The organism is Flavobacterium aquidurense (genome assembly GCF_002217195.1).
Classification (GTDB): Bacteria; Bacteroidota; Bacteroidia; order Flavobacteriales; family Flavobacteriaceae; genus Flavobacterium; species Flavobacterium frigidimaris.
The window spans coordinates 42,525-69,126 of sequence record NZ_MUGR01000054.1; the positions used below are offsets into that span (position 1 = coordinate 42,525).

The window sequence follows — 26,602 nt, forward strand, 5'->3', positions numbered from 1 at the left end:
AACAATTAAAAATGAAATTCAAACAATTACTACTGTCTTTAGGATTATTATGCTATTTGGGAGTAGAAGCTCAAGGCTGGAATGCCGATTTAGGAAACGGAAAATATAAGAACCCTATTTTACACGTAGATTATTCGGATCCCGATGTATGTGCAGGTAAAGATGGGTATTATATGACTGCATCCAGTTTTAATAGTATTCCCGGGCTTCCTATTCTTCACTCCAAAGATCTGGTGAACTGGCAGTTGGTTGGATATGCATTACAAAATCAATTTCCGATAGAGCATTATCGCAGCGTTCGCCACGGCGATGGTGTCTGGGCTCCCTCCATTCGGTATCACAATGGTGAATATTATATCTACTGGGGCGATCCTGATTTTGGCATTTACATGGTAAAAACGAAAGATCCGACAGGCACGTGGCAAGAACCCGTTCTGGTCAAAGAAGCAAAAGGCATTATTGACACCTGTCCGTTTTGGGATGAAGACGGAAAGGCCTATATCTCTTATGCTTTTGCAGGCAGTCGTGCCAATGTAAAAACAGTTTTAATGTTATCTGAACTTACGCCCGATGGTACCAAATTAATTGGTAATGCCGCATTGGTTTTTGATGGTCACAAAGGACATACTACAGTTGAAGGTTCTAAAATGTACAAACGTGATGGTTACTACTGGATTATGGCGCCTGCCGGAGGTGTAAAACCCGGATGGCAATTGGCAATGCGTTCTAAAGAGGTTTGGGGACCTTACGAGTCTAAAGTTGTATTGCATCAGGGGAATACGGTAATGAACGGACCTCATCAGGGCGGTTATGTTGAAACGCCAAATGGAGACGGATGGTTTATACATTTTCAGGACCGCTGGGCCTACGGACGAGTGGTGAATCTGCAGCCTGTTACCTGGAAAGACAATTGGCCAGTCATGGGCGTAGACAATGATAAAGATGGTATTGGAGAACCGGTTATGGAATGGACAAAACCGAATGTTGGAAAAAATTATCCGGCAACTCCTTTGGTTTCTTCAGATGAATTCAACACACATCAATTTGGATTACAATGGCAATGGCAGGCCAATCAGGATCCCGCGAAACATTGGGGCTGGTCATCAGCTAATTTAGGATTTATGCGACTGAATTGTGTTCCTCGCGATGAAACAATGAAAACAATGTGGATGATGCCGAACCTTTTACTGCAGAAATTTCCCGGAGATAATTTTACAGCAACTGCAAAACTTATTTTCGAAAATAATCCGGAAGCAGGAATCAGTAATTCAGGTTTGATTGTATTTGGCGAAGACTATGCTTATATCGCAATCGAGCAGGATAAAACAGGTAATCTGAATTTAATACAGCGTTTAATGAAAAATGCCCGTACCTCTAAAGAAGTCGAAAAAGAAATGGCATCGGTACCCATAAATAAAAAGGAAGTGTATTTGCGCGCCAAAGTAGAGATGATTAAAAATAGCGAACCTTTTGATGCCAGAGTTACTTTTTACTACAGTACAGACGGTAAGACTTTCAAAAAACTGGGAGACTCTTTCAAACCAAGTGCCGGACGCTGGGTAGGCGCAAAAATTGGACTTTTTGCATCAGGAACTAAAACGGTGAATGACAGCAGTTATGCAGATTATGACTGGTTTAGAGTAGAAGGTAATTAGACGGCTATGAGACATAAAATTAAATATTGTTTTCTTTCCTTATTACTGTGTCAGCTGGTAGCATTTGGACAAGCAAAACCAATTGATACAACTGAAAGAACACCTGTAGAGTGGGCGAATAAAATGGCAGATTCAGATCAGAAACGTGTTCCCAATCCTGTATTTCTCGACGGCGTAAAATTTCCTAAATGGAATTATACCAATGGGTTGGTGGCGCTTGCCAATCAGAAATTATATGAGTATACCAAAGAGCAAAAATACTGGGATTACGGACTCTCATACGCAGAACAGCTTATTGATAAAGAAGGAAAAATAGGCGGCGGTTATGAGTTAGAAAAATACAGTCTTGACCTGGTAAATTCCGGAAAACTGCTTTTTGAGATTTATAAAAAAACGGGCGACGAACGATATAAAAAAGCATTAGATGTACTTCGTAAACAAATGGAAACACATCCAAGAAATGCTGACGGGGGCTATTGGCACAAAAAAAGTTATCCTTGGCAAATGTGGCTTGATGGAGTTTATATGGGGGATCCTTTTTCTGCTCAGTACGGATTAGTTTTCAATGATCCCAAAGCGATTGATGATGCCATTTTGCAGGCAGAGCTTGTTCAGCAGCACACTTTTGATACCAAAACAGGTTTGAATTTTCACGGTTATGATGAGAAGCGAACACAATTTTGGGCCAATAAAAATACCGGAACTTCTGCACATGTCTGGGGGCGTGCACAAGGCTGGTATTGTATGGCCTTAGTAGATATTTTAGATTTTGTTCCAGAAAACCATCCTAAACGAAAAGATTTGATAAAGATTTTGCAAAAGGTCTTCGATGCCGTTCGCAAAGCACAGGAACCTGAGTCAGGCGTTTGGTGGCAGGTAATGGATCAACCGGGACGAAAAGGGAACTATCTCGAATCCACCTGTTCCACAATGTTTGTGTACGCATTTGCTAAAGCTTATCGCAAAGGTTATGTAGGCAAAAAGTATTTAAAATCCGCACAACTTGGTTTTAAAGGAATTCTGAAACAGTTTATAAAAGAGAATACAGACGGCACTATTTCTATTACAAAATGTTGCGCTGTTGCCGGATTAGGTGGGAAAAATCCAAAAGACCGGGACGGTTCATTCGAATACTATATTTCAGAACCCATCAGAGACGATGATGCCAAAGCTGTTGGACCATTTATTATGGCAGGTATCGAATTGCAAAGTCTTTTAGATAAAAAAAATGATTGAAAATCTACAATTGGTTATGAGAAAAATTAAAATAATTATCCTGGGGACAGTATTATTAACTGCATTTTCCTGCAGTAATAAAAAAGCGGGTGTAGTTAGAAATACAGCTGAAGGAAAAGGGATTTTAGCGGCGGCAAAACTTCCTTTTGAAATGCCCGAGATACAAATTCCGAAATTTAAGACAGATACTCTGAATATTGTAGATTTTGGCGCAGTTCCCAATACTGAGGAACTTTGTACAAAAGCCATTAACGAAGCGATCGCAAAATGCTCAGAATCAGGTGGTGGAGTTGTTGTTATTCCGTCAGGATTATGGACAGCAGGTCCTATAAAAATGAAAAGCAATGTTAACCTGCATACAAAAAACGGTGCTTATATTTCGTTTACAGGCGATCTGACACAATACAAACTCATAGAATCTTATTTTGAAGGTAATAAAGTACTTCGATGTGAATCTCCAATTATGGGAGTTGATTTAGAAAATATTGCCATTACAGGTGAAGGTATTTTCGACGGAAATGGTTCTAAATGGAGACCCGTTAAAATTGGTAAAATGACCAGCAGTCAATGGGATCAATTGGTAAAGTCCGGCGGAGTTCTATCTAAAGACGGCAAAATATGGTATCCTTCAAAAGGAGCTTATTTAGGGAATGAAGAAAAAGATAAACTTCCAAAAGTACCTACTGCAGCCAATATGGAGCCTTACAAGCAGGCGCTTCGTCCGGTAATGGTAAGTTTTGTTAATTGCAAAAAACTGCTTTTAGATGGCGTGACTTTTCAAAATTCCCCGGCATGGAATGTCAACCCGTTAATGTGCGAACATCTTACGCTGCGTAATTTAACGATTCGTAATCCCTGGTATTCTCAGAACGGGGATGGTCTGGATATAGAATCCTGCCGAATAGGATCTGTGACCAATTGTCGTTTTGATGTTGGAGATGACGCGATTTGCATTAAATCAGGAAAAGACAAAGAAGGAAGAGACCGCGGAAAACCAACAGAACTATTTGTTATCACCGATTGTGTCGTCTATCATGCTCACGGAGGTTTTGTAATTGGAAGCGAAATGTCAGGAAGTGTCCGTAACATATTTGTAAAAAACCTAACGTTTAACGGTACCGATTGCGGATTGCGTTTTAAATCTGTAAGAGGCAGAGGCGGCGTTGTCGAAAACATTTGGATGGAAGACATACGAATGAATAATATCCCCACTGATGCTATTAATTTCAACCTGTATTATTTCGAAAAATCCCTTTCAGAAGATAAACTTACAGGAGAGGTAACGGTCGATAAAAAAACGGTATCTGAAGAAACTCCGGTTTTCAGGAATATGTATTTCAAAAATATTTATGTCAACGGTGCGGCACAAGCTTTAAAGATTATGGGAATCCCTGAAATGCCCGTTGAAAACATTCAATTTCAAAACATGATTATTCGGTCAGATGTTGGTGTTCAGATGAATTATACCAGAAAAATTGCATTTAAAAATCTGGATGTAAGACTTGATAAACCGGGAATAGCAGTAAGTTTTTCGAACAGTCAGAATATAAATATAGAGGGTTTTAAATCTATTGGAGAAAATCAGCTGTTTTGGGTAGGCGGTACAACAACAAAAGACATCTCGTTACAGACCAATGATAAGAAAATGATTCTTGATGAAAATGTAAAAGTTTTAGCATCTGTAAAAGATGAGGTAAAATTAATAGAATAACAATCTGTCTGAAGTGTTGAAGCATATGAAATTAACGTAAAAAAGTATTTGTTAATGCTTTAGTTTTTGTCATGCAGTGTTTGGCTTTTATAACTTAAAAAGAAATGAAAAAATGAAATTTCAGAATAATATTTTTAGCGCAGTAATTATTGTGGTTTGTCTGATTTTCTTTCAAAGCATACATGCACAGTATCTAAAAGGCATTACAAATGTCAGAGATACTTCGTTTACCAATGCAAGTGCTTTTAAGAAAACGCTTAAATATTTTCCAAACAGCACTTTGGTGCCCGAAATGCATTTTGATAATGTGACACAGAAAGAGAACATTACTTATTGCAGTTATGGCAAACGTAAAATGAAATTAGATCTGTTCTTTGATAAAAATGCCAGTAAGAAACAAACCGCAATTATCATAATTCATGGCGGAGGCTGGCGATCAGGCAATAAAGAACAGCATCATCAGATGGCACAAAAACTCGCAAGTCTGGGTTATGTGTGTTTTACTCCGGAATACAGACTCTCTACAGAAGCACTTTTTCCGGCAGCGATTTACGACATCAAAGCTGCAATAAAATGGGTTAGGAAAAATGCAGCAAAATACAATATCAACCCCAATCAAATTGTTGCCTTAGGATTTTCGGCGGGTGGCGAGATGGCCGCTTTTATGGGAACAACAGGCAATATGCCGCTTTTTGAAGGAGAAGTAACCAATTCAGATGCCAAATCTCAGGTGAATGCCGTAGTCAGCATTGATGGAACGCTGTCTTTTGTTCATCCGGAAAGCAGTGAAGGGAATGATGATAAAAATATATCGGCAGGAACCTATTGGTTCGGTTATTCTAAAAAAGAGAATCTCAAACTTTGGGAAGCGGCTTCTCCGCTCAGTTATGTAAATGCCGCGACACCGCCTACATTATTTATCAACAGTTCAATTGCCAGAATGCACGCCGGTCGAGACGATTACAGAAAAATATTGAATGAAAACGGAATATATTCAGAGGTTCACGAATTCGAAAATTCACCTCATTCATTTTGTCTTTTTAATCCCTGGTTTGAACCTGTAATTCAATATATAGATAATTTTTTAACTAACATTTTTAAGAACTAACATGAAGATAAAATTTATAATGCCGATAATCTGCATGACTCTGGGAATCATGTTTATGGCTTTTGTCAAAACAAAATCAAGAACAACGGTTTATTTAATAGGCGATTCGACTATGGCCGATTATGCTAATAACTATGAAGAAGGCAAAGATTATATGAAAACCCGATATCCGGTCACGGGCTGGGGACAAGTCTTTCAACAATTTTTAGTAAAAGACAGTCTGTCACAAATCAGTAAATTAATCAAAACAGATAGCGTTTTTGTCGATGACAGAGCGAGAGGAGGGCGCAGTACCCGTACTTTTTTTCAGGAAGGCAGATGGCGTGCCGTATATGATAACCTTAAAAAGGACGATTTGGTTCTGATACAGTTTGGCCATAACGATGCAGCCGAAGACAAAACGGAGAGATATGTTAATCTTGAAGGATACAAAGAATTTTTGAGATTGTTTATTCTGCAAACCAGAGCGAAAGGAGCCAAGCCCATTATTTTAACTCCCGTAGCAAGAAATTTTCCATGGAAAAATGGTGAACTGCAAAACATTCACGGTTTGTATGATCAGGCCGTAAAAGATATTGCAAAAGAGTTAGATGCCCCGCTTATTGATTTAAACCAAAAATCAAGGCAGTTTTTTACTAAAAAAGGACAGCCCTACGTTACCGAAAACTATTTTATGAATTTTTCCGCAGGATTGTATGAAGCATATCCTAACGGACAAAAAGACAATACGCACTTCCAAACCAAAGGTGCAGTAGAAGTAGCAAGGCTTGTTTTTGAAGGAATGAAAGAATTAAAATAACGCTTTGGTTATCAATCATAATTTTTTAATTCTAACACATAGAAACATAGGCTTAATGTAAAAAAAAGGAGAGATAAAGAAACTAGTTCCTAGCACATAACCAACTATGTTAGTTTAAACAAGTGAAACGCCTTTTTTAAGCGTCCTAAATCTATGTTTCTATGTGTTATTAATTACACCCTAAAATAAAATATATAAGAATAAAACAATGTACATAGAAAGAAAATTTCTTTCGAACACTTTTACTAACCAAACCATAATAACCAAATGAAAAAACAATTTTTTATTCATCTTTACCTCATACTGTTCACAGTAATGGGGTTTTCTCAAACCATTGAGAAAATTGAAGCCGAAACCTTTAATCAGGCTTCAGGAGCTAAGGCCGAAACGAATGCCGCTCTCTCCGGGACAGGAAATGTAGGTTACATTAAAAATGGCACCTGGATTAAATTCAACGCCATCCAGTTTACTGAATTCGTTACCCGTTTCAATATCGCAGCAGCAGGTGCAACCGGCGGGAATATCGAACTGAGGTTAGGCTCAGCAACCGGAACCCTCATAGGAACCGCTGTTGTATCCGGAAGTACGGGATTTTCTGATTACAAGAAGTTCTCTGCCGCAATTACCCCAACAACCGGTACATTCGATTTGTATATGGTTTTTACAGGATTGGGAACTGGCTACTTATTCAATTTGGACTATTTTGAAAAAGTTACCGAAAACCCCAATGCTGTTACTTATACATTAACAACAAATGTTAATCCCGCAGCATCAGGAACAGTGAGCCTGAATCCCGCAGGAAGTACATTTGCTAAAGGAACCGAAGTAAAATTAACAGCGAATAAAAATTTTGGATACAATTTTAAACAATGGACAGATGAAAAAGGAACTGTGGTTTCAACAGCAAATCCGCTAACATTTACAATCAGTTCAAATGCAACTCTTATTGCACAATATGATGCTATTACAACTTATACGCTAAATGTAAACGTTAATGGTGCCTTTGGATTAGGAGATTATGCTATTTCTCCGGCAGGAAAAGACGGCGCATTCTCCGTTTACGAAAACGGAACAAATGTTACCGTGACCGCTATAGAAAATGATATTATAAAATTCAGCAATTGGTCTGATGGTTCAACAGCATTGAGTACTGCTGTGGTAATGAGCGAAAACCGCAGTATTACCGGTACATATGCCAATCAAAATTTTATAGCAGGATGGACATTCAAAAATGACCAATATGCCAATCCAAGAGTGGCAGAATTATATTCTAAAATCGAAAACAAACCGCAGTTATTTGCTTATAATGTTACTGACAATGTTTTTGCGCCCAATGTAAGACTTCAGAACAGAGGCGGTAAAAACGGTTTTTGTGTATGGAATACAGACAGAGGTCAGCTCTTCTATTTTATGACGACGCTTTCGACAGTTGGGTATAAAAATATTAATGTAGCATCTGGATTATTGGGATACTATTACGGATGTGATCAGTGGACTTTCCAATATTCATTAGACGGCGTAAATTTTATTAATGTTTCTGACCTGACGACAATAAATACCAATTCAATCACCAGTATAGGAGGGATTCTTCCGGTAGAGGCAGAAGGAAAAGAGAAAGTATACCTCAGATGGTTTCCAAACAGTAACGGACCCAAACACGGATTGGCTACAGATGTAACCGCCACCATTTTATCCAATGTCACAGTTAAGGCAGATGAAGTTTTGGTAGCAGATACAAATGCGCCGATTGTTGAATCTTCGTTTCCTGTAGAAGCTTCACAAGCTGTTGGTGCCAATGGCAATATCATATTAAATTACAATGAACAAGTTCAATTAGGTTCAGGACAAGCCGTACTAAACGGCAAAAATCTAAATGCAGAGTTTGTCAATAAAACCGTAAAGTTTAGTTACTTCGGATTAGAGTATAATAAACAATATACTTTTACGCTGCCAGCCGGATTTGTTAAGGATCTTTCCGGAAATAATGGCGATGCAGTCAGCTTGTCATTTAAGACAATGGAAAAACCGGTTCCCGTTAAACGTAAATTTGATTTGATTGTTGATGCTGATGCAACTGCTGAACAACTCGCTACCGGAAAATATGTTAAAACCATAGCCGAAGCTTTTAATGCAGCGCCATCAAATTCAGCATCACGATTTTTGGTGTTAATTACAAACGGAACATACAATTTGGGAGGCGATGGCACCAATCCGCAAGGTATTGTATTGCAGCTTCCGTCAGGAAAAAATAATGTTTCCTTAATTGCGCAATCCAAGGACAAAGTAATTCTTCAGGGAAATCCTGGTCAGGGAATTAAAAATGCTGTTCTTTCTATAGAAGCCAATGATTTATACGTAGAAAATGTTACGATCGAGCATAAGGACGGAATCACAACATCAGGGCAAAGACCTGCACTTAATCCTGCCGGAGACCGAAATGTTTATAACGGAGTCAGGCTAAGAAGTAAACAAGACACACAGGTTACCGGAGGAAAGAGAAGTTTTTATTATAAAGCTACCATTGAAGGTGATGTCGATTTTATATGTGGCGGAGGAACCCATTGGTTTGAAGAATGTAAACTCGTCTCCGTTGCATCTGGCTATATTGTAGCTCCCAACCACGACACAGCGACACAGTATGGATATATTTTTAATAATAATACCATCACTGCTGCTACAAGTTATTATTTGGGACGCCCTTGGCAAAATGCACCAAGAGCAGTTTATCTTAATACCAAAATGATAAATGAACCTAATGTTTTGGGCTGGGCCAATATGGGGACATATCCGGCACTTTTTGCAGAATACAACAGTGTAAACGCAAACGGAATAGCAGTTAATACGGATAACAGGACCAACACATTTACAGTAAACGGTGTTGCTCAGACAGGAAACTATAATCCTGTATTAACAAAAGCTCAGGCTGACGAATTTACAATAGAAAATGTCCTAAGCGGAACAGATAAATGGGATCCGCGAAGAGTAGTAGAACAAGTTACAAAACCATCAAATCTTACTGCTTCCGGAAAAAACACATTAAAGTGGGATGAAAATCAATATGCGATGTGTTATGTTGTGAGTAAAGACGGCAAGATTTTGGCCATTACTACAGAAGCAACTTATGTGGATGCTTCTACAGTGGCAGGTTCTTATACCTATACCATTCAAGCGGCCAATGAATACGGCGGATTGAGTGATGCAAGCAGTATCAGTATGGCAATAAATGGAGGAGCTGTTAAGTCTGTGATTTCATACATGAATTCGATTGATGGTGCAGTTTTGACAGGTTTAACTCCCGCTGATTATACCGAAGGTACAGCACTAACATTGCCTGTGCCAACATTAAAAGGGTATACTTTTTTTGGATGGTCAGGTTCCGCTACAGCTCCGGATGCAATCAAAGAAATTGCAGCTACCGTAACCGGAAATCAAATCGTATATGCTTTTTGGGGAGTGGCTGGAAATAACAAACCTGATGAGGTAATTCCGCCTGGTAATTTTAATTATGATTTTACTGCGGCTGTAAATAAAAATTGGGACAATGCAGCGAATTTTAATCCGGCGGAAATGCCAGTGGCAGGAAAAACAGTTTCTTCGACAAAAGAAATAGAAACAACGGCTACCGTTTTTCCGGCAGATATTACGTTTTCCGGAGCAGGAACGCTTCGCTTAAGAGGTTCTCATAAAGCTACAGGACATTTAATTTTTAATGAAGGAACACGTGTGTATTATAATACTAGTGGAGCAGGCATGACTTTAGACGCGCCAATAGTGATTTCCGGAAATGTAAAATTCGAAATGATATCTGGTATTGCCAACCAGACGATAATGACTTTGAGCGGACCAGTTTCAGGCAGCGGAAGTATTCTTCCAATGAATACGGGGCAGGGAGTCAATGCAAATACAGGCGTTTTACTTTTAAAAGGAGACAACAGCGAGTTTATCGGAACTTGGGATTTAACTCAAAAAAGTACAAAATATCCAACATTAAATTATCCAACAGCAATAGAGGGAGCTTCCGCAAACGCTTTTGGTTCCGGAACAATTAATGTGGGTCAGGACAATTATGTCGTTTTTAGTCATGAGCGTGCCGCAGGATCTAACTTAACGTTGAATATATCAGGTAATGGTAAAGCGGTATTGAGTACTGTTTTAAATGTGCAAAAGCTGAGCATCAACGGAGTAGATTTTAAAGAAGGAATTTATGATAAAACAAGCCATCCCGAGTTTTTTAATGGCGAAGGGAAAATTGAAGTTAAAAAAGAAGCGACCGGAGCAGGTACTGATAAAGTTCCTGCATTTCCGGGAGCCGAAGGTTACGGTAAATATGTTACAGGAGGTCGTGGCGGAAAAGTTATTTATGTAACGAACTTAAAAGACTCCGGAGCGGGTTCTCTTCGCGATGCGATCAATCAGGCCGGACCCAGAATTGTCGTTTTTAAAGTATCCGGAACGATTAAACTAGAGAGCGAATTAAACATTACAAGTAATATCACCATTGCAGGGCAAACTGCTCCGGGTGGAGGAATTACTTTAAGGGATTATAATGCCAAGGTAAGAGGAGATAACGTTATCATTCGTTATTTACGTTTTAGAATGGGAGATACTCATGATGTAGAAAATGATGCATTAGGCGGACGTTTTCAAAAGAACATTATAGTGGATCACTGTTCAATGAGCTGGTCAACTGATGAATGTGTTTCTTTTTATCAAAATGAAAACTTTACACTGCAATGGTGTATTATTTCGGAGAGTCTGCGCAATTCAGTTCATGCCAAAGGAGCTCACGGTTATGGTGGAGTCTGGGGCGGTAAAAATGCTTCATTTCACCACAATTTGTTAGCGCACCATGACAGTCGTAATCCAAGGCTGGGAGAATATGCAAATGATATTTTTGCAAAAACAGATTTGGTCGATATACGTAACAATGTAATCTACAATTGGGGAGGTAACAGCTGTTATGGAGGAGATGCCATGAATGTCAATTTAGTAAATAACTATTGGAAACCAGGACCCGGAACTTCCAATTCAACCAAAGAACGTATCTTATCCACAGGCAGGAGTTTAGAGACCACTTCACCATTATACGGTATTTGGGGTAAATATTATGTCGATGGCAATTATGTTGTAGGATCTGACAGAGCAAGTAAGGACAACTGGACTTATGGAGTTTACAGTCAGTTTCATAGCAGTCAATTACCAGTGAGTGATGCCGATAAAGAAGAAGTGAAAATTGAAGCACCGCATCCTTTTGGAGAGATTACGACCCATAGTGCGACAAAAGCATTTGAACTGGTGCTGGAAAATGCCGGTGCAAATTTATACAGAGATACTGTAGATAAAAGAGCTGTAGATGATACCCGTTCCGGTAAAGCCACTATAATGAACGGGGGTAACGGAAGTACAAATGGTTATATTGATACACCATCAGCAACTGGCGGATGGCCGGATTTGCCGTCCGGAGAAGCGCCTGAAGATACAGATGGAGATGGTATGCCCGATAAATGGGAAATAGAGAAAGGATTGAATCCTGCAAGCTCAGCCGATGGGAATCTAAAGACAGTCGATGGTGTATATACCAATGTTGAGGTGTACATCAACAGCCTTGTAAGTCATCTGACATCAAGTCAAAATGGAAGCCTGGATGTGTATGTAAATCCACAAAACTTTGTTGAAAAATACAATGCTGCTGAGGATGGCACAAAGTTTATCATGGCAAGCGGTACTTATACAACGGCTACAGATCTTGCTGTTAAAAACCATAAATATAGCTTTGTTCCCGATGAAAATGCAAAGCCAGTATTCGCGGGATCTTTTTACTCCGAGAATGCGGAAATATTTTCAGGAAGTTTCAAATTTGATGGTGTCGATTTTGATGTGACAAATGCGAATCTGATGCAATTCAAGAAAGGCGCAGGAGTATCAGTTTTAGAAATTAAAAATGCTTCTATAAAAGGAATCAAACAGAGTTTACTGTTAACAGAAGGAACTAGTGAAAATCCGATTTCAAAAATTGTTCTGGATAGCTGTATCATTGACGGAACTGCGTCTGAAGGAGGTAATTTTATTCAGCCGGATTCACGCATTGTCAATTCAGTTTCGATTAAGAACTCAACTATTTTTAATTATAAAAAAGGAAATAATTTCTTGATCCTTCAGAAAAAAGATGCCCCGGCCGAAGTCCTAAATATAACAGTCGAAAATAATACAATTTATAATACAGGCAGTCAGGACGGTTATGGTTTTGTATTCATTGACAATAAGTACGGCAACACCTCAACATATACCTTCAGGAATAATATTATGCAGGATGAACGTGAAAATCCTAAAGCCATTTATATGTTTTATTCTAATCACGCAGAAGGCGCAGGAACTGCAGTTTTAGATTATAATCTTTTTGTTGGAGTAGCGGCTCAATTGGCAAAAGGAACTGTTGCTGTTACAGAAACGAATGGTAAGACACTGGCAAATTTAGGTATGCTGTCACTCACATATCCTAATCCGGCGATAGGAAATTTTAGTTTCTCAAAAAACTCCCCTTTAGCTACGGCAGCATCTGGTGGTGGAATTCTCGGAGATCCAAGATGGTTAAAAGCAGATGCCAAATTTTCTTCCATCAACTACCTAAACTCGATCGACGGAAAAGCAATAACACTTTCACCAGTCGAATACATGGAAGGAACGGCTACCAACCTGCCAGTACCTAAGTTAGACGGATATACTTTCTTTGGCTGGTCAGCTACTGCCGCTTCGCCCGGACTACTTAAAAGTATTCCGGCGACTGCAACAGGAAACCAGACATTTTATGCTTTTTGGGGAGAAGGAGGAAACAATAAACCCAACGCAAAACCAGTAGTAAAATCGGCAGTCAATTATATTAATTCAATTGATGGTAAAGGAATAACAGGTTTAAATCCAATAGAATATACTGAAGGAACAGTACTGATATTACCAGTTCCTGTTCTAAAAGAGCATACGTTTTTTGGATGGTCTGCTGCTGCTACAGTTCCAAATTCAATTAAAGAAATTGGAGTAACTGCGACAGGAACCCAAACGTTCTATGCTTTTTGGGGAACAGGAGGAAACAACAAAGCCGATGAGGTTATTCCGCCTGTTTTTTTCACAATTTCATATTTGAATTTACCGCCAGGAGCAAGTAATCCCAATAAAACAAGCCTGCAAACAGGAATCGCTTATACACTCGAAGAAGCGGCTTGTGTAGGATATCGATTTTTAGGCTGGTATTCTGATAGTGCATACGGAAGAGAAATTACGGGTTTCGATAATAAACAAACAGCAAATTTTACTCTTTACGGACGCTGGAAAAAGTTAGGAGATTTTTATGTGTTTCCAACCGTTGCCACTGGAAAAGCAACATTGAAATCTACCATCGAATTTGATAATGTAGTAATTTTTAGTATGAATGGATTTTTGGTAAAACAACTTAACACAACTGGTTTTGAAACTGAATTTTCAACTTCAGACCTGGCTTCGGGGAGTTACTTTGTAAAAAGCCTAAAAACAGGATTATCTGCCCGAATTATAGTTAAATAAGTTTGAAATTCGGGGAGGAGAGTTTCATCTTTCATCCCTGATTATAAAAACGAATTCATTAGTATAAAAATTTAATCCTATAGATATGAATAATAATATCAAATTGTTAATGCTAGTTTTTATTGGCCTATTTTCATCCTGTTCAGGTGGTGATGACGAAAACTCAAATGCGAATTCTAACGAAGGTTTTTTAAAAATAGGGAATCAAAGTGTCGAATTGTCCCAGGGATATCTTGAAAATTATGGCGTTAGGGGGAACGCGTATAATATTGATTTTTCATTAAAATCGAAATCAATTTCAACAACGGAGAATGGTGCTGTAGTTTATTTTGAATTGTTTTCTTCGCTTCAGAATAATCTAGCCAAAGGCGATTACACATTTGGAGGGTATTCAGAAGCAACTGTTTACACCTTTACAAAATGGGGACAATCCTTACTTGGCGAAAAAATTAATGCAGAAAAAGGAGGTATGTCCATTACAAATGGAGTGAGTATACGACCTGTAAGCGGAACTTTTAAGGTTATCGAAAATGGTCAAACGTATAAAGTCAGCTTTACCGGAAAAGGCACAGCAAGTTACTATACAGATGGCAAAATCACTTCCAGTCAAAATGATGTTAGTTTTAGCATGCAATACCAAGGAGATGTAAAGCGATCAGAAGCTAAAAATTTCACCGCTAAAAAAGCAATCTCAGCAGAACGACCAGAAAAAGATCATGGGGTTATCTTTAATTAATTTAAAAGACCTGTTCTTAAAACTTATAAATAACAAAGCCGATTTGTAGGATCGGCTTTTGCATTTGAGAATAAAAGAATTGTAAAGATTTCTAAATAGAATATGTTGATTATTAAATTTGAGTTTAATTACTGGTTTAGCGGTAAAGGACCTTATTGTGTAGCTATATCTTTGAATATAATTTATATTTTTCTTTTTTTACTGTTAAGGCGGTAAAATTTGAATAAAATATTATTTATGATTTGTAATTCATTAAAAATGATTATATTTACCGCTTAAGCAGTAATTATGAGTGATTTTGATTTGGGACTGTTAATTAGAGAACATCGTAAAGCTGCTGGTCTTACACAGCTGGAATTGGCTGATCTGGCAGGTATAGGTAAAACCACGGTATTTGATGTAGAAAAAAACAAAGTGTCCGTTAGATGGGATAGCCTAAAAGCAATCCTCAATGTTTTGAATATTGAGGTTCAATTTATAAGTCCTTTAAAAAATAACAGATGAGAAAAGCAATTATTTATGTTCATGGTGTCAGGGCAGGTGAGCTTATAGAAGAAAAGAATGGTGGATATGTATTTACGTATGATGATGCTTACTCTTTAGAGCCCGTTTCTCTTACTATGCCTGTTGATTATAAAATATATTCTTTTTTAAATTTCCCTCCATTTTTTGAGGGATTACTTCCTGAAGGAATAATGCTGGAAGGACTCTTAAAGATAAATAAGTTAGATAAGAAAGATTATTTTTCACAGCTTATTGCTACAGGAAATGATTTGGTCGGAGCAGTAACTGTTAAAGCCGTAAGTGATGAATAGATGTCCGATTACCTACCAACCGTGTGGGGATTATTTATACAGCATTGAAGGAGTAAAATTATTGTCTCCTAAATTGACATCATTTCAGAATCTTCCTTTATCAGCTGCAGAACAGAGACAGGAAGCTGCAAACAGAGCGAATAAATTATCTATTCAAGGTGTTCAACCTAAATTAAGCGCAGTACTATCGATTAAAAATCAACAATTTGAAATCGTAGATCAGTATGGTAACTTTATTATAAAACCTCAAAGCGATATATTTCCAGAATTACCCGAAAATGAAGATCTTACTATGCGTATGGCAAAAGTATACGGAATTAATGTTCCGCTTCATGGACTGGTTTATTCTAAAGATAATTCAAAATCTTATTTTATAAAGAGGTTTGATCGTTATAGTAAGGGTAGAAAACTTGCTACAGAAGATTTTGCGCAATTGACAGGAAATTCCAGAGATACCAAATATAATTTTACAATGGAGAAAATGATAAAAGTTATTGATGATTTTTGTACGTTCCCGTCAATTGAAAAAGCAGATTTTTTTAAAAGGGCATTGTTTTGCTTTATCACAGGCAATGAAGACATGCATCTCAAAAACTTTTCTTTGATAACAAGATTGGGAAAAACAACCTTAACACCTGCTTACGATTTTTTAAATTCTTCTATTGCCATTAAAAGCCCTCAGGAGGAAATGGCTCTCAAATTAAAGGGAAAGAAAAGTAATTTTAAATCAAGTGATTTCATTGATTATTTTGCAAAAGAAAGGTTAGGTTTAAGTGATAAGGTTATCGATCAGACCCTTAAAAAAATGTTTGAAAATGTTGAAAAATGGAATGAGTTAATAGAGATTTCATTTTTATCTGAAGAAATGAAAGAGAAGTATCTTAAGTTGTTGAAAGAACGATTGGGAAGATTTTAGTAAGATGAATTTTAATAGTATCATTTATGAAAATACAATATTGCTCAGATCTGCATCTTGAGTTTCCAGAAAATAAACAGTACATTATTCAAAATCCAATCGTGCCAAAAGCTGATGTTTTGATTATGGCCGGGGATATAATGCCTTTTGCTGGTATCGACAGGCATAAGGATTTTATTAATTATATTTCAGATCATTTTAAATTGGTTTTTTGGCTTCCGGGTAATCATGAATATTATTATTCAGACATCAACGACAGGACCGGGGTTTTGGATGAAAAGATACGTGATAATGTATTTTTGGTAAACAATATTGTAAAAGAAGTTTCAGAAGTAGGTCTTTTATTTTCGACTCTATGGTCACGTATTTCTCCAGAAAAGCAATCGTTAATTCAGCAGAGCATGTCGGATTTTAAAATAATTAAGAATCATCAGGGATTGTTTACTCCGGATTACTATAATGTTCTTCATAAAGAAAGTCTTCAGTTTTTACAGGATGCTATAATACGATTAAACACAACAAGAAATATTGTAGTGACACACCATGTACCAACTTTCATAAATTATCCTGAGAAGTATGTAAAGAGTAAAATTAATGAGGGATTTGTAACAAATTTAACTGATTTTATAGAACAGAGTAATATTGATTATTGGATGTTTGGGCATCATCATTTTAATGTTGATGATTTTAAGATTGGAAACACTAAATTAATCACTAATCAATTGGGTTATGTCAAGTATAATGAAAACGATAAATTTAGTAATAAAATTATCAACTTATAAAATCTACTTTATAAAATAATCGTACAATACTAAACAGCAGGAAATAAAACTGCCGAAGTATTTTGCCTTGGCTTGGGGAGAAAAATTATAGTATTATTTTGTTTTTGCACGCTAATATTCAGAAAATTGATGACATACTTATCTACATTTTTTTTCAATATCAACCTATTTTCAGGTTCAATTGTATTAACTCTTATTATACAATAGTAGCAGTAATAGAAATAAGAATTTGATGTTAGCTTTTTCACGGATAAAAGCATACGATCTTTTCATTTGAGTTTTTACAGTATTGACAGATATATTGTAAGTTTCGGCGATTTCAGAATAACTGAGGTCATTTACAACGTGGGAAATAAAAATATTTCTTCGTGCTTCAGGAAGTAAATCCAACAACTGAAGGACTGTAACAATTTTGCTGTCGTCTTTTTTTTCAAGATTTATGATCTCCTCATGTTCAGGAATGGGTAAGTCAATTTTTTCTATATCCATTCTTTTTGCTTTTTCTACATATTGAAGGCTCAGATTTTTTATAGCCTTAGACGCATAAGCCTTAAATGAAATGTTAATGGTTGTAGTCTGGTATTTGTTCCAAAAATAAATAAAAAAATCCTGGACAATATCCTTTGCAGCTTCCCTGTCCTTTGTGATCTGGAAAGAAACCAAGCATAAAAAAGCAAAGTTTTCTTTGTATAAGGTTTCGATATCTTTTAATTGTCCCATAGACAACATTTCTTAAATTGTTATTAAAGATGTTATATTATTGCATAGTTAGTAAAAAAAACATTCTAAAAAAGCACTTTTGAGAAAAAATATTTTAAAATGCTGTCACCCTAAATCACTTTTTTGATAACATAACTATAACAACTGAATAATTATCAAAAAAACATAAAACAATATGGGGATTTCACCAAGCGTAATTGCAATTCTTCGAAAAGTAAGCTCTAAAGGAAATTTAGATGTTGAAAAATTCAAGGAATTAAGCCCTGAAGAACAAGATCTTATTAATAAACTATTTGAAGATGGATTGATTGATGAGGCTTTGAATTTTATCGATTCAATAGATGTCGATAAAAATTGGGAAGAATTACAAGCTACACTTAAACAGCAAAATGCTAAACCGGTGATACCATTATGGAAAAAAACCTTAAAGTACGCTGCTGTTTTTATTGCCCTTATTGGACTCTTTTTTATCATTCAACGCAGTACTATACATAACCCCGAAACAAAATTATCAGACGACCGCATACAATTAGTTTTAGAAAATGGAGACATTCAAATTCTTAATGAGGACGGATCGACAGAAATTGTATCCAATAGTGGTCAGGTTCTGGGTACTCAAAAAGGAACTGAATTAAAATATAACGCCGCTGCCGGAAATAAAAAAGTAGTATACAATCAGATAAAAATTCCGAACGGAAAGACATTTAATTTAACCTTGTCAGACGGAACGCACGTTTATCTTAATGCAGGAAGTACTTTGAGATTCCCTGTAAATTTTATCAAAGGCATGAAAAGGGAAGTGTACCTTGAGGGAGAAGCTTTTTTTGAGGTAAGCAAAGATAAATTACATCCTTTTATTGTAAATGCTAATGCAATTAATGTGAAAGTTTTAGGAACGAAATTTAATGTTTCGTCTTATGCAGAAGACAAAGAAGTGAGTACAGTATTAGTTGAAGGTTCAGTGAGTTTAAATAACGATGCAAAGCCCAACGAAAAAACGATGCTTATTCCGGGATACAAAGGTGCCTGGAGTAAAACCAGCGATAAGATTTCATTAGAAAAAGTAGATACCAGTCTTTATACAAACTGGATGAAAGGTGAACTGGTCTTTAAAAATGTAGCTTTTCAAGCGATTATAAAAAAATTAGAACGCACCTATAATGTGAAGATTATAAATCATGATGAAGAATTAAACCATACTGAAATTAATGCCTCTTTCAACAAAAATATAGAAAACATAAATTCAGTAATGAACGCAATTAGCAGCGTTCGTGGATTTAACTACCAAATAACCGAAGACAAATCAATAATAATAACCAAAAAAAGCCAATGATATATAAGTGAAAGAAAACTGAAGACACTTAAAAAAAAAATCGGAAAATAGGATCAGTATTTCCCGATTTACAGGTGAATCAAACGACGCATAGAAATTAATCATTCAAAAACAACCTAAGCAAAATTATGAAAAAAATAATTCTGAAGAGCTTTGCATGCCCATATTTTCCTAAAATTAGTTTAAAAATGAAACTCTCGACCATCTTAATATTGGTTTCCTTGTTAAAAATCCAAGCCAGCACTTACTCTCAAAACACCAAGATTACATTGAATGTAAAAGAGACTGCCATAGGACAGATCTTTAATAAAATAGAAACTACTTCTGAATTTAGATTTTTATTCGAAAGTGGTAAAATAGATGTAAATCGGAAAATTAGTTTAGATGTAAATCAAAAAAACATTTCCGACGTGTTACAATTACTGTTTAAGGGAACAGATGTATTGTATAAAATCAACGATCGTCAGATATTGTTAACGGTAAAGCCAAAAGTTCCTGCCGCAGCTAAAGACTCGAAAGTCCTGATCATCAAAAAGGAGCAGACTCTTGAGATAAGCGGAATTGTTTCCGACCAAAATAAGGTACCGCTCCCAGGCGTAAATGTCCTTGTAAAAGGGACAACAATTGGCACCCAAACAGATTTAGACGGTAAGTTTACTCTAAAAGGAGTGGAAGAAAATAGCATTTTGGTATTTACTTACCTGGGGTTTATTAATCAGGAAGTAGCGATAAAAAATAAGACAACAATCAATGTAACATTATTGGAAGATGTTGCCCAGTTAAACGAAGTAGTTTTAGTAGGATATGGCGCTGTGAAAAAGAAAGATGTTACCGGAGCTGTATCGACTATAGGCAATAAAGAACTCAATAGAGTAGGAGCCACAAGCCCGATGCAGGCATTACAGACCAATGCAGCGGGGGTAAATATTTCTCAGAAATCAGGTTCAGTAGGAAGTGATTTTAATATCCAGATTCGAGGCGCCAATTCACTCACAGGAGGAACACCTCTTTATGTGGTTGACGGAATTATGACCGATAATATCAATTTCTTAAATCCTAACGATATTCAGCGAATAGACATACTTAAAGATGCTTCGTCAACAGCAATTTATGGTTCCCGTGGTTCTAACGGAGTTGTAATTGTGACAACATTTTCCGGAGAAGGTATGAAAAATAAAAAATCAAGTATAACCTATGCCGGTTATGTGGGAGTGCGCAGTATTACAAACATGCCGGATTTTCTTAATAGTTACGATGAAAGTGTAACATGGGCCAGAGACAGACAAGTGGCGAGGGATTTAGTTCAGGCAAATCCTATCGTAAACTCTCCTACGTACGGATTTCCGACTGTTATAGGCGCAGACGGTACCAATTATTGGCAGGATGCTTTAGCCAACAGAAGAGGAACAGATTGGCTCGATGAATTTCTTAAACCAAGTATACAGCAAAATCACTTTATCTCCGCTAATGGCAGTAATGACAACACAAGCTATGTAATTGGATTTGGATATCAGGGTGATACGGGTAATGCTGAAGGGCAATCGTATGAAAAATATAATTTTAAAGCCAGTGTAGATGCCCGCCCGGGTGAGAAATTTTCAATTGGAGCCAATATCAATTTAGCCTATTCTGATCGTGACCTGGTTTCACGACAAGGATATACACAGCAATTATTCAGGATGCCTACGTATGCGGCGGCAAAAGATGCCAATGGAAACACCATTCAGTCTCCTATGATAGGAATTTCAAATAATGTGAATCCGTATGCCTTTTTAGAATCGAATTCTCAATATAATGTAGAACAGTTTAATGTTTTATCTAATTTTTATTTTGGATATAAACCTGTTAAATGGATTAGCTTAAAATCTACTTTTTCGCCTAGTGCTGTTTTTCAAAGAACAGGAGAGTATTTAGACAGATTTGCGTCACGCTCTATATCAGTGGCCAGAATGTGGAACGATAATAGGCTGTCTTATATCTGGGATAATCAACTGAATATTAATAAAGAAATAGGCAGGCACTCTATTTCGTATGATTTTATACAATCATCCCAATACGATCGTTTAGTGTCATCTTTTGTATATGGCAGGGATGTTCCTTTTCAGTCCCTTTGGTATAATGTGCAGAGCGCACCGCAAAGAGATGCTTCTTCAGGATTCAGCAAAAGCACCATGCTTTCGTTTACCAATAGATTCAATTACTCCTTCAATGATAAATACCTGGTTACAGCTACCATTAGATGGGATGGATCTTCTAAACTTTCAGCCGGCAACAAATGGGCTTCATTTCCGTCAGGCGCTGTAGCATGGAAAATGAAAGAGGAATCATTCTTAAAAGATATTTCTCAAATAGATAATTTGAAATTAAGAGTAAGTTTTGGGTATACAGGAAATAATAATATTGCTCCCTATTCTTCACAATCGGCCTTAAATTCGCAAACTTATTATGATTGGGACGGCACATCAGCAAATGGTTTTCTGCCAAGTACACTTTCTAATTCTAAGTTAACCTGGGAACGCACAAGAGAATGGAATTTCGGAACTGATTTTGGTTTTTTCGGAAACCGAATTACAGGAGAGATTAACTATTATGACCGTCTTTCCAAAGATTTGTTAATGAACAGAAAGTTAGCTACACCAACAGGTTGGGCGAATATGATTGACAATGTAGGTTCAGTAAGTAATAAAGGAGTTGAAATTCAGCTGAAAACAATCAATATTGATAATCCTGATTTTAAATGGGAAACCGGTTTTATATTTTCTACCAATAAAAACAAAATTGTTGAGCTTTATGGTGCCAAAAAAGATGATGTTGCAAACAGATGGTTTATTGGTCAGCCTGTAAATGTCGTGTATGCAATGGTTTTTGATGGTATTTGGCAGAAAGATGAATTGGCACCGGCTGATCAGCGAGCTCTGGAAGGAACTGCAAAAGTAAAAGATTTAAATGGTGATGGTAAAATTGATATTGATCATGACATGAAAGTTTTAGGATCCCCTTCACCAAAGTGGATTGGGACATTCTCTACCACTTTTACATATAAAAACTGGGATCTTACCGGTGTTGTATTTACCAAACAGGGGGCATATGTATTTAGTCCGTTTCACAAAGAGTTTACAGATTTTAACAGCAAAGTCATTTTAGATGTGCCTTACTATGTCAGAGAAAACCCAATAACACAAGCCAGAAGCTCAAATACCTATCCTCAGGCTACTTTTACAGGGCAATATTGGGGTGAAAGCGCCGAGGCATATGGTTATCCGGGATTTAATAAAGAGGTTTCATTTGTTCGAATTCAGAATATTACATTAGGATATAATTTTAGTCCGACTCTATTGTCTAAAATGGGTTTATCATCAATGAGAGTATATGCTAACGTATTGAATCCTTTTACGTTTACTAAATACGACGGGTTTGATCCTGAATGGGCTGGTGCAGAAATGTCTGGTGTAGACGCCACAAATACGGCTTATGTAATCTATCAGCTTGGTGTTAACGTTAAATTTTAATAAGATGAAAAATATAAAAACAGTTATAGTTCTTTTAGGACTTATATTCACAAGTTGTTCAGGATATTTAGAAGAAGATAATCTGGGTAATACTACTGCAGAAAATTATTATACTACAGAAAAAGGATATGAAGGATTGGTAAACGCAGCATATGCATCGTTACGTAATATTTATCAGCCTACACCATATATGTTCTGTGCAGGTACCGATTTATTTTTTAATGCTCATGAAGAAGTTCCCGCAGGACTGGCTTCCTATCAGAATCTGACACCCGGAACAGCAGAAGTAGATGTATTTTTTAGTACTTTGTATCAAAGTATTCAAAAGACCAATATGGGATTGGCGTATGCTCAAAGAACAGAAGACTTTTCTGCCCTAAAAACCAGAATTGCGGAGCTAAGAACAATCAGAGCCTATTATTACTTTCTTTTAGTTCAGAATTTCGGCGATGTAACTTTGGTAAAAGACCTTATAAATCAACCCATAACCCATTTTGAGCGAACACCTGCCAAAGAGGTGTATCAGTTTATTATTGATGAATTGAAACTGGCTATCGTCGATTTGCCTGCGACTCAGGGAGATTTTGGACGAGTAACTCAACGTGCAGCCCAGCATATCCTAGCCAAAGTATATTTGACGCGTGGATATGAATCATTTGCAGCTGCTTCAGATTTTAGTGATGCCGCAGTTCTTGCAGATGCCGCGATAGCCGGTCAGGGCCTTAACTTAACATTCGACAAATTATTCGAATACAACAAAGACAAAAACGAAGAGATTTTATGGTCAATTCAGTATGCACCGGGATCAACTCAAAGCGGTGGATTGTCTCATAATTGGGATTATCCGTGGGGACCATTAGTTCAGGGAGCAAACGATGGAGTTGTAAAGAAAAGCACACTTCATCCCACACAATATTTATTGACATTGTTTGAAGATACTGATACCCGATTTGAAGGAACATTTTTAAACGTCAAAACGAATCCCTATTCTGGCTGGAAATTAAATCCTGCAAATAGTCCTGTTGCCTATTATTACCCAAGAACAGCAGCTCAAATTGCCGGTGTGGCAGCTTGGAGAGCAGAAGATCCGCTTAATCGTACGAAAACGATAATCTCTCCGCTTGGAGACCATTGGTGGGATCGTTTGAATACTACGGATTATCCTGCACTTAAAAAATACGATCGTGTACAAACATCAGTACCCTCTATTCAGTACACCCATGATTTGTATTTAGCAAGATTGGGAGAAACGTATTTAATTGCTGCCGAGGCTTATTTTAAAGCAGGAAATACAGGTAATGCCCTGTCACGTATTAATACCGTAAGACAGAGAGCTGGCGCTGCTGTAAAAGCAAGCGTAGATTTAGATTTTATTTTAGAAGAAAGAGCCAGAGAATTGGCAGGTGAAGGTTTCAGATGGCTTGATTTGAAACGCACTGGAAAACTTATGGAATATACCAAAGTGAGAAATCCGGATATTAAGGCACTTTTTGATGCCGGAATTGATCCATTTTTAGGAAAAGGAGGAAATTTTAAAATATTACGCCCAATTCCATTATCAGCGATATCATTAGATTCAGGAGAATATGCTCAAAATCCCGCATATTAAAAATAGTTAGATTAGTTAAAATAGTTAAGTAGTTAGTCTTTGTTGCATAATACCCATGTACTAAATGTATGTGGGTTTATGTTTGTGTGTTCTTTTGAAAAAATGTTGACCAGCGCTGTCAGCAAATCACAATAGTCAATTAAAGAATATCTTAAAGAAACCAGTAAAAGCAGCGCATCGTTGCTTGATCAGCATATAATCCAAATAAACTTACGATTGAAACAAACATTTGCCAATTGGGATAAATGTGCTGAATCATTTGAAATAATAATAAGTAGAGATTACCTTAATTGGTCAATCGAAAAACTATAAAAAATAATTTACATGCAAAATATTTTGACAAATATCATTTTTAAGCGCAGCATTACAGCTGCTTGCTTTTGTTTCTTTTTTTCATCAGCGTATGCACAATATCCTGAAATTCCTAAGCCGCTTCAGGATAAAACAGATGCCGTCTTAGCGGCTGAAGAAAAAAGATTAGATGAAATCTGGAACGCGAATTACCACATTATAAAACAAGAAGCAAAACAAGGACGTCCTTATGTTCCGTGGGCCGCTTATCCAAAAGATCTGGTACAAGCCGATATTCCGGCATTTCCTGGTGCCGAGGGTGGGGGAGCTTTTACTCAGGGAGGCAGAGGTGGTAAAATTTTTATAGTAACCAGTTTAGAAGATAGTGGCAAAGGAACTTTTAGAGAGGCCTGTGAAGCAGTAGGTGCGAGAACCATCGTATTTAATGTTTCGGGAATAATTAAGTTAAAAAAGCCTGTCAGTATGCGCGCCCCTTATGTTACCATTGCCGGGCAGACAGCTCCCGGGGACGGTATTTGCATAGCGGGAGAGACTTTAGAAATAAATACTCATGATGTTATTATCAGGCACATGCGTTTCAGACGCGGAGCTACCGATGTTACCCGAAGAGATGATGCTCTTGGAGGAAATGTTATAGGAAATGTTATTATAGACCACTGCTCTGTAAGTTGGGGACTCGACGAAAATATTTCGCTTTACAGACACCTGTTTCAGGTCAATAAAAAATCAGCAGTAGAAAAATTACCGGTCTGTAATATTACTATTCAAAACACAATTTCTTCTGAAGGATTAGATGTTTACAATCATGCTTTCGGAAGTACCATTGGAGGATTAAACAGCACTTTTTTAAGAAATTTATGGGCGGACAATATTTCCAGAAGCGCTTCGATCGGGATGTACGGCGACTTTAATTTTGTGAATAATGTGGTGTTCAATTGGTGGAACAGATCTCTGGATGGCGGAGACCATCGCTCTTTATTCAATATTATTAATAATTATTTTAAACCCGGACCAATCACTCCAACAGACCAGCCTATTCGTTACAGAATCTTAAAACCGGAATCGCGTAACATGGAACCTAAAACCTTTGGCAGAGCGTATGTTGATGGAAATTATATAGTGGGATCTCCGCAAGTAACTGCTGATAACTGGAATGGCGGAATTCAACTGGAAGATCTTTCATTAAAAGATTCGAAAGATTATTTAGAAGATATCAAACAGACAAAACCATTTTCGATGCCCCATATTACAATTATGAAGGCAGAAGAGGCATATGAGTTTGTGTTAAACAATGTGGGAGCCACCCTTCCTAAAAGAGATGCCGTTGACCAACGCGTTATCAAACAAGTTCGTACGGGAAAAATTGAAGCCAAAGATGGTTTAGAAAATTCAATTGGTGCAGCATTCATAAAAAGAAGATTACCTGCTGACTCGTATAAGAAAGGAATTATAACCACTCCCGATCAGGTGGGCGGTTACCCTGACTACAAAGGTATTGCGTACAAAGATTCAGATAATGATGGCATTGCTGATGCCTGGGAAAAAAAATACGGTTTAAATCCAAAGGACGCTTCTGATGCAAACAAAGATTTGAATGGTGACGGTTATACTAATATCGAGAAATATTTTAACGGTATCGATCCAACACAAAAAACAGATTGGACTAAAACCAATAATAATGTCGATACTTTGGCTCAGTCAAAAGGATTACTGCAATAAGGCTTCCGTAAAAATATAATGATAACAAAACAGGATCTGGTATTTAGTTCCTGTTTTGTTTTTTAGTTTCAAAAATATTGTCAAAGTG

General features: G+C 37.0%; 16 protein-coding genes. 15 read left to right on the forward strand and 1 reads right to left on the reverse strand.

What is annotated here, in order from left to right; genetic code table 11:
* The first annotated feature begins 11 nt into the window (after positions 1-11).
* The 11 genes from B0A67_RS22255 to B0A67_RS22305 all read left to right on the forward strand — a co-directional run bounded on the left by B0A67_RS22255 (position 12) and on the right by B0A67_RS22305 (position 17,312).
* A complete protein-coding gene (locus B0A67_RS22255) occupies positions 12-1,655 on the forward strand; it encodes a glycoside hydrolase family 43 protein (protein WP_072964604.1) in 1,644 nt (547 codons plus the stop codon).
* Between the two features lie 6 nt (positions 1,656-1,661).
* Entirely contained in the window at positions 1,662-2,891 is a 1,230-nt protein-coding gene (locus B0A67_RS22260; RefSeq protein ID WP_084074643.1) for a glycoside hydrolase family 88/105 protein, read from the forward strand.
* Complete coding sequence (locus B0A67_RS22265; RefSeq protein ID WP_242671007.1) at positions 2,884-4,602, forward strand: glycoside hydrolase family 28 protein; 1,719 nt, start codon at positions 2,884-2,886, stop codon at positions 4,600-4,602. The genes B0A67_RS22260 and B0A67_RS22265 overlap by 8 nt, the downstream gene beginning before the upstream one ends.
* A gap of 112 nt (positions 4,603-4,714) precedes the next feature.
* Positions 4,715-5,710, forward strand: a complete 996-nt coding sequence (locus B0A67_RS22270; RefSeq protein ID WP_072964635.1) for an alpha/beta hydrolase — start codon at positions 4,715-4,717, stop codon at positions 5,708-5,710.
* 19 nt (positions 5,711-5,729) lie between these two features.
* On the forward strand, positions 5,730-6,509 hold the full coding sequence (locus B0A67_RS22275) for a rhamnogalacturonan acetylesterase (protein ID WP_242671008.1): 780 nt from the start codon (positions 5,730-5,732) through the stop codon (positions 6,507-6,509).
* Positions 6,510-6,776: 267 nt separating this feature from the next.
* Positions 6,777-14,063: a pectinesterase family protein gene (locus B0A67_RS22280; RefSeq protein ID WP_084074645.1), complete on the forward strand. Its 7,287-nt coding sequence runs from the start codon at positions 6,777-6,779 to the stop codon at positions 14,061-14,063.
* Positions 14,064-14,148: 85 nt separating this feature from the next.
* Complete coding sequence (locus B0A67_RS22285) at positions 14,149-14,799, forward strand: hypothetical protein (RefSeq protein WP_072964607.1); 651 nt, start codon at positions 14,149-14,151, stop codon at positions 14,797-14,799.
* 288 nt (positions 14,800-15,087) lie between these two features.
* Positions 15,088-15,303, forward strand: coding sequence for a helix-turn-helix domain-containing protein (locus B0A67_RS22290; protein ID WP_072964608.1), 216 nt, complete (start codon positions 15,088-15,090; stop codon positions 15,301-15,303).
* Positions 15,300-15,614, forward strand: a complete 315-nt coding sequence (locus tag B0A67_RS22295) for a HipA N-terminal domain-containing protein (protein ID WP_072964609.1) — start codon at positions 15,300-15,302, stop codon at positions 15,612-15,614. Before B0A67_RS22290 ends, B0A67_RS22295 begins: the two co-directional genes overlap by 4 nt.
* Positions 15,607-16,530 carry a HipA domain-containing protein gene (locus B0A67_RS22300; RefSeq protein WP_072964610.1) on the forward strand — a complete coding sequence of 308 codons (924 nt, stop codon included), beginning with the start codon at positions 15,607-15,609 and terminating at the stop codon, positions 16,528-16,530. Before B0A67_RS22295 ends, B0A67_RS22300 begins: the two co-directional genes overlap by 8 nt.
* 26 nt (positions 16,531-16,556) lie before the next feature.
* On the forward strand, positions 16,557-17,312 hold the full coding sequence (locus tag B0A67_RS22305; protein ID WP_072964611.1) for a metallophosphoesterase: 756 nt from the start codon (positions 16,557-16,559) through the stop codon (positions 17,310-17,312).
* Positions 17,313-17,498: 186 nt separating this feature from the next.
* On the opposite strand, the gene B0A67_RS22310 is transcribed toward B0A67_RS22305, so the two are convergent.
* Entirely contained in the window at positions 17,499-18,032 is a 534-nt protein-coding gene (locus B0A67_RS22310; RefSeq protein ID WP_072964612.1) for a sigma-70 family RNA polymerase sigma factor, read from the reverse strand.
* Positions 18,033-18,207: 175 nt separating this feature from the next.
* Here B0A67_RS22310 and B0A67_RS22315 point away from each other — a divergent pair, with 175 nt between their 5' ends.
* The 4 genes from B0A67_RS22315 (at position 18,208) to B0A67_RS22330 (ending at position 26,514) form a co-directional block, all read left to right on the forward strand.
* Positions 18,208-19,365 carry a FecR family protein gene (locus tag B0A67_RS22315; RefSeq protein ID WP_084074648.1) on the forward strand — a complete coding sequence of 386 codons (1,158 nt, stop codon included), beginning with the start codon at positions 18,208-18,210 and terminating at the stop codon, positions 19,363-19,365.
* Positions 19,366-19,553: 188 nt separating this feature from the next.
* Entirely contained in the window at positions 19,554-22,874 is a 3,321-nt protein-coding gene (locus tag B0A67_RS22320) for a TonB-dependent receptor (RefSeq protein WP_072964613.1), read from the forward strand.
* A gap of 4 nt (positions 22,875-22,878) precedes the next feature.
* Positions 22,879-24,483, forward strand: coding sequence for a RagB/SusD family nutrient uptake outer membrane protein (locus tag B0A67_RS22325; protein WP_084074651.1), 1,605 nt, complete (start codon positions 22,879-22,881; stop codon positions 24,481-24,483).
* A gap of 324 nt (positions 24,484-24,807) precedes the next feature.
* The gene (locus B0A67_RS22330) at positions 24,808-26,514 is read left to right on the forward strand and encodes a thrombospondin type 3 repeat-containing protein (RefSeq protein WP_072964614.1); all 1,707 of its coding nucleotides are present in this window, start codon (positions 24,808-24,810) and stop codon (positions 26,512-26,514) included.
* Positions 26,515-26,602: the final 88 nt, after the last annotated feature.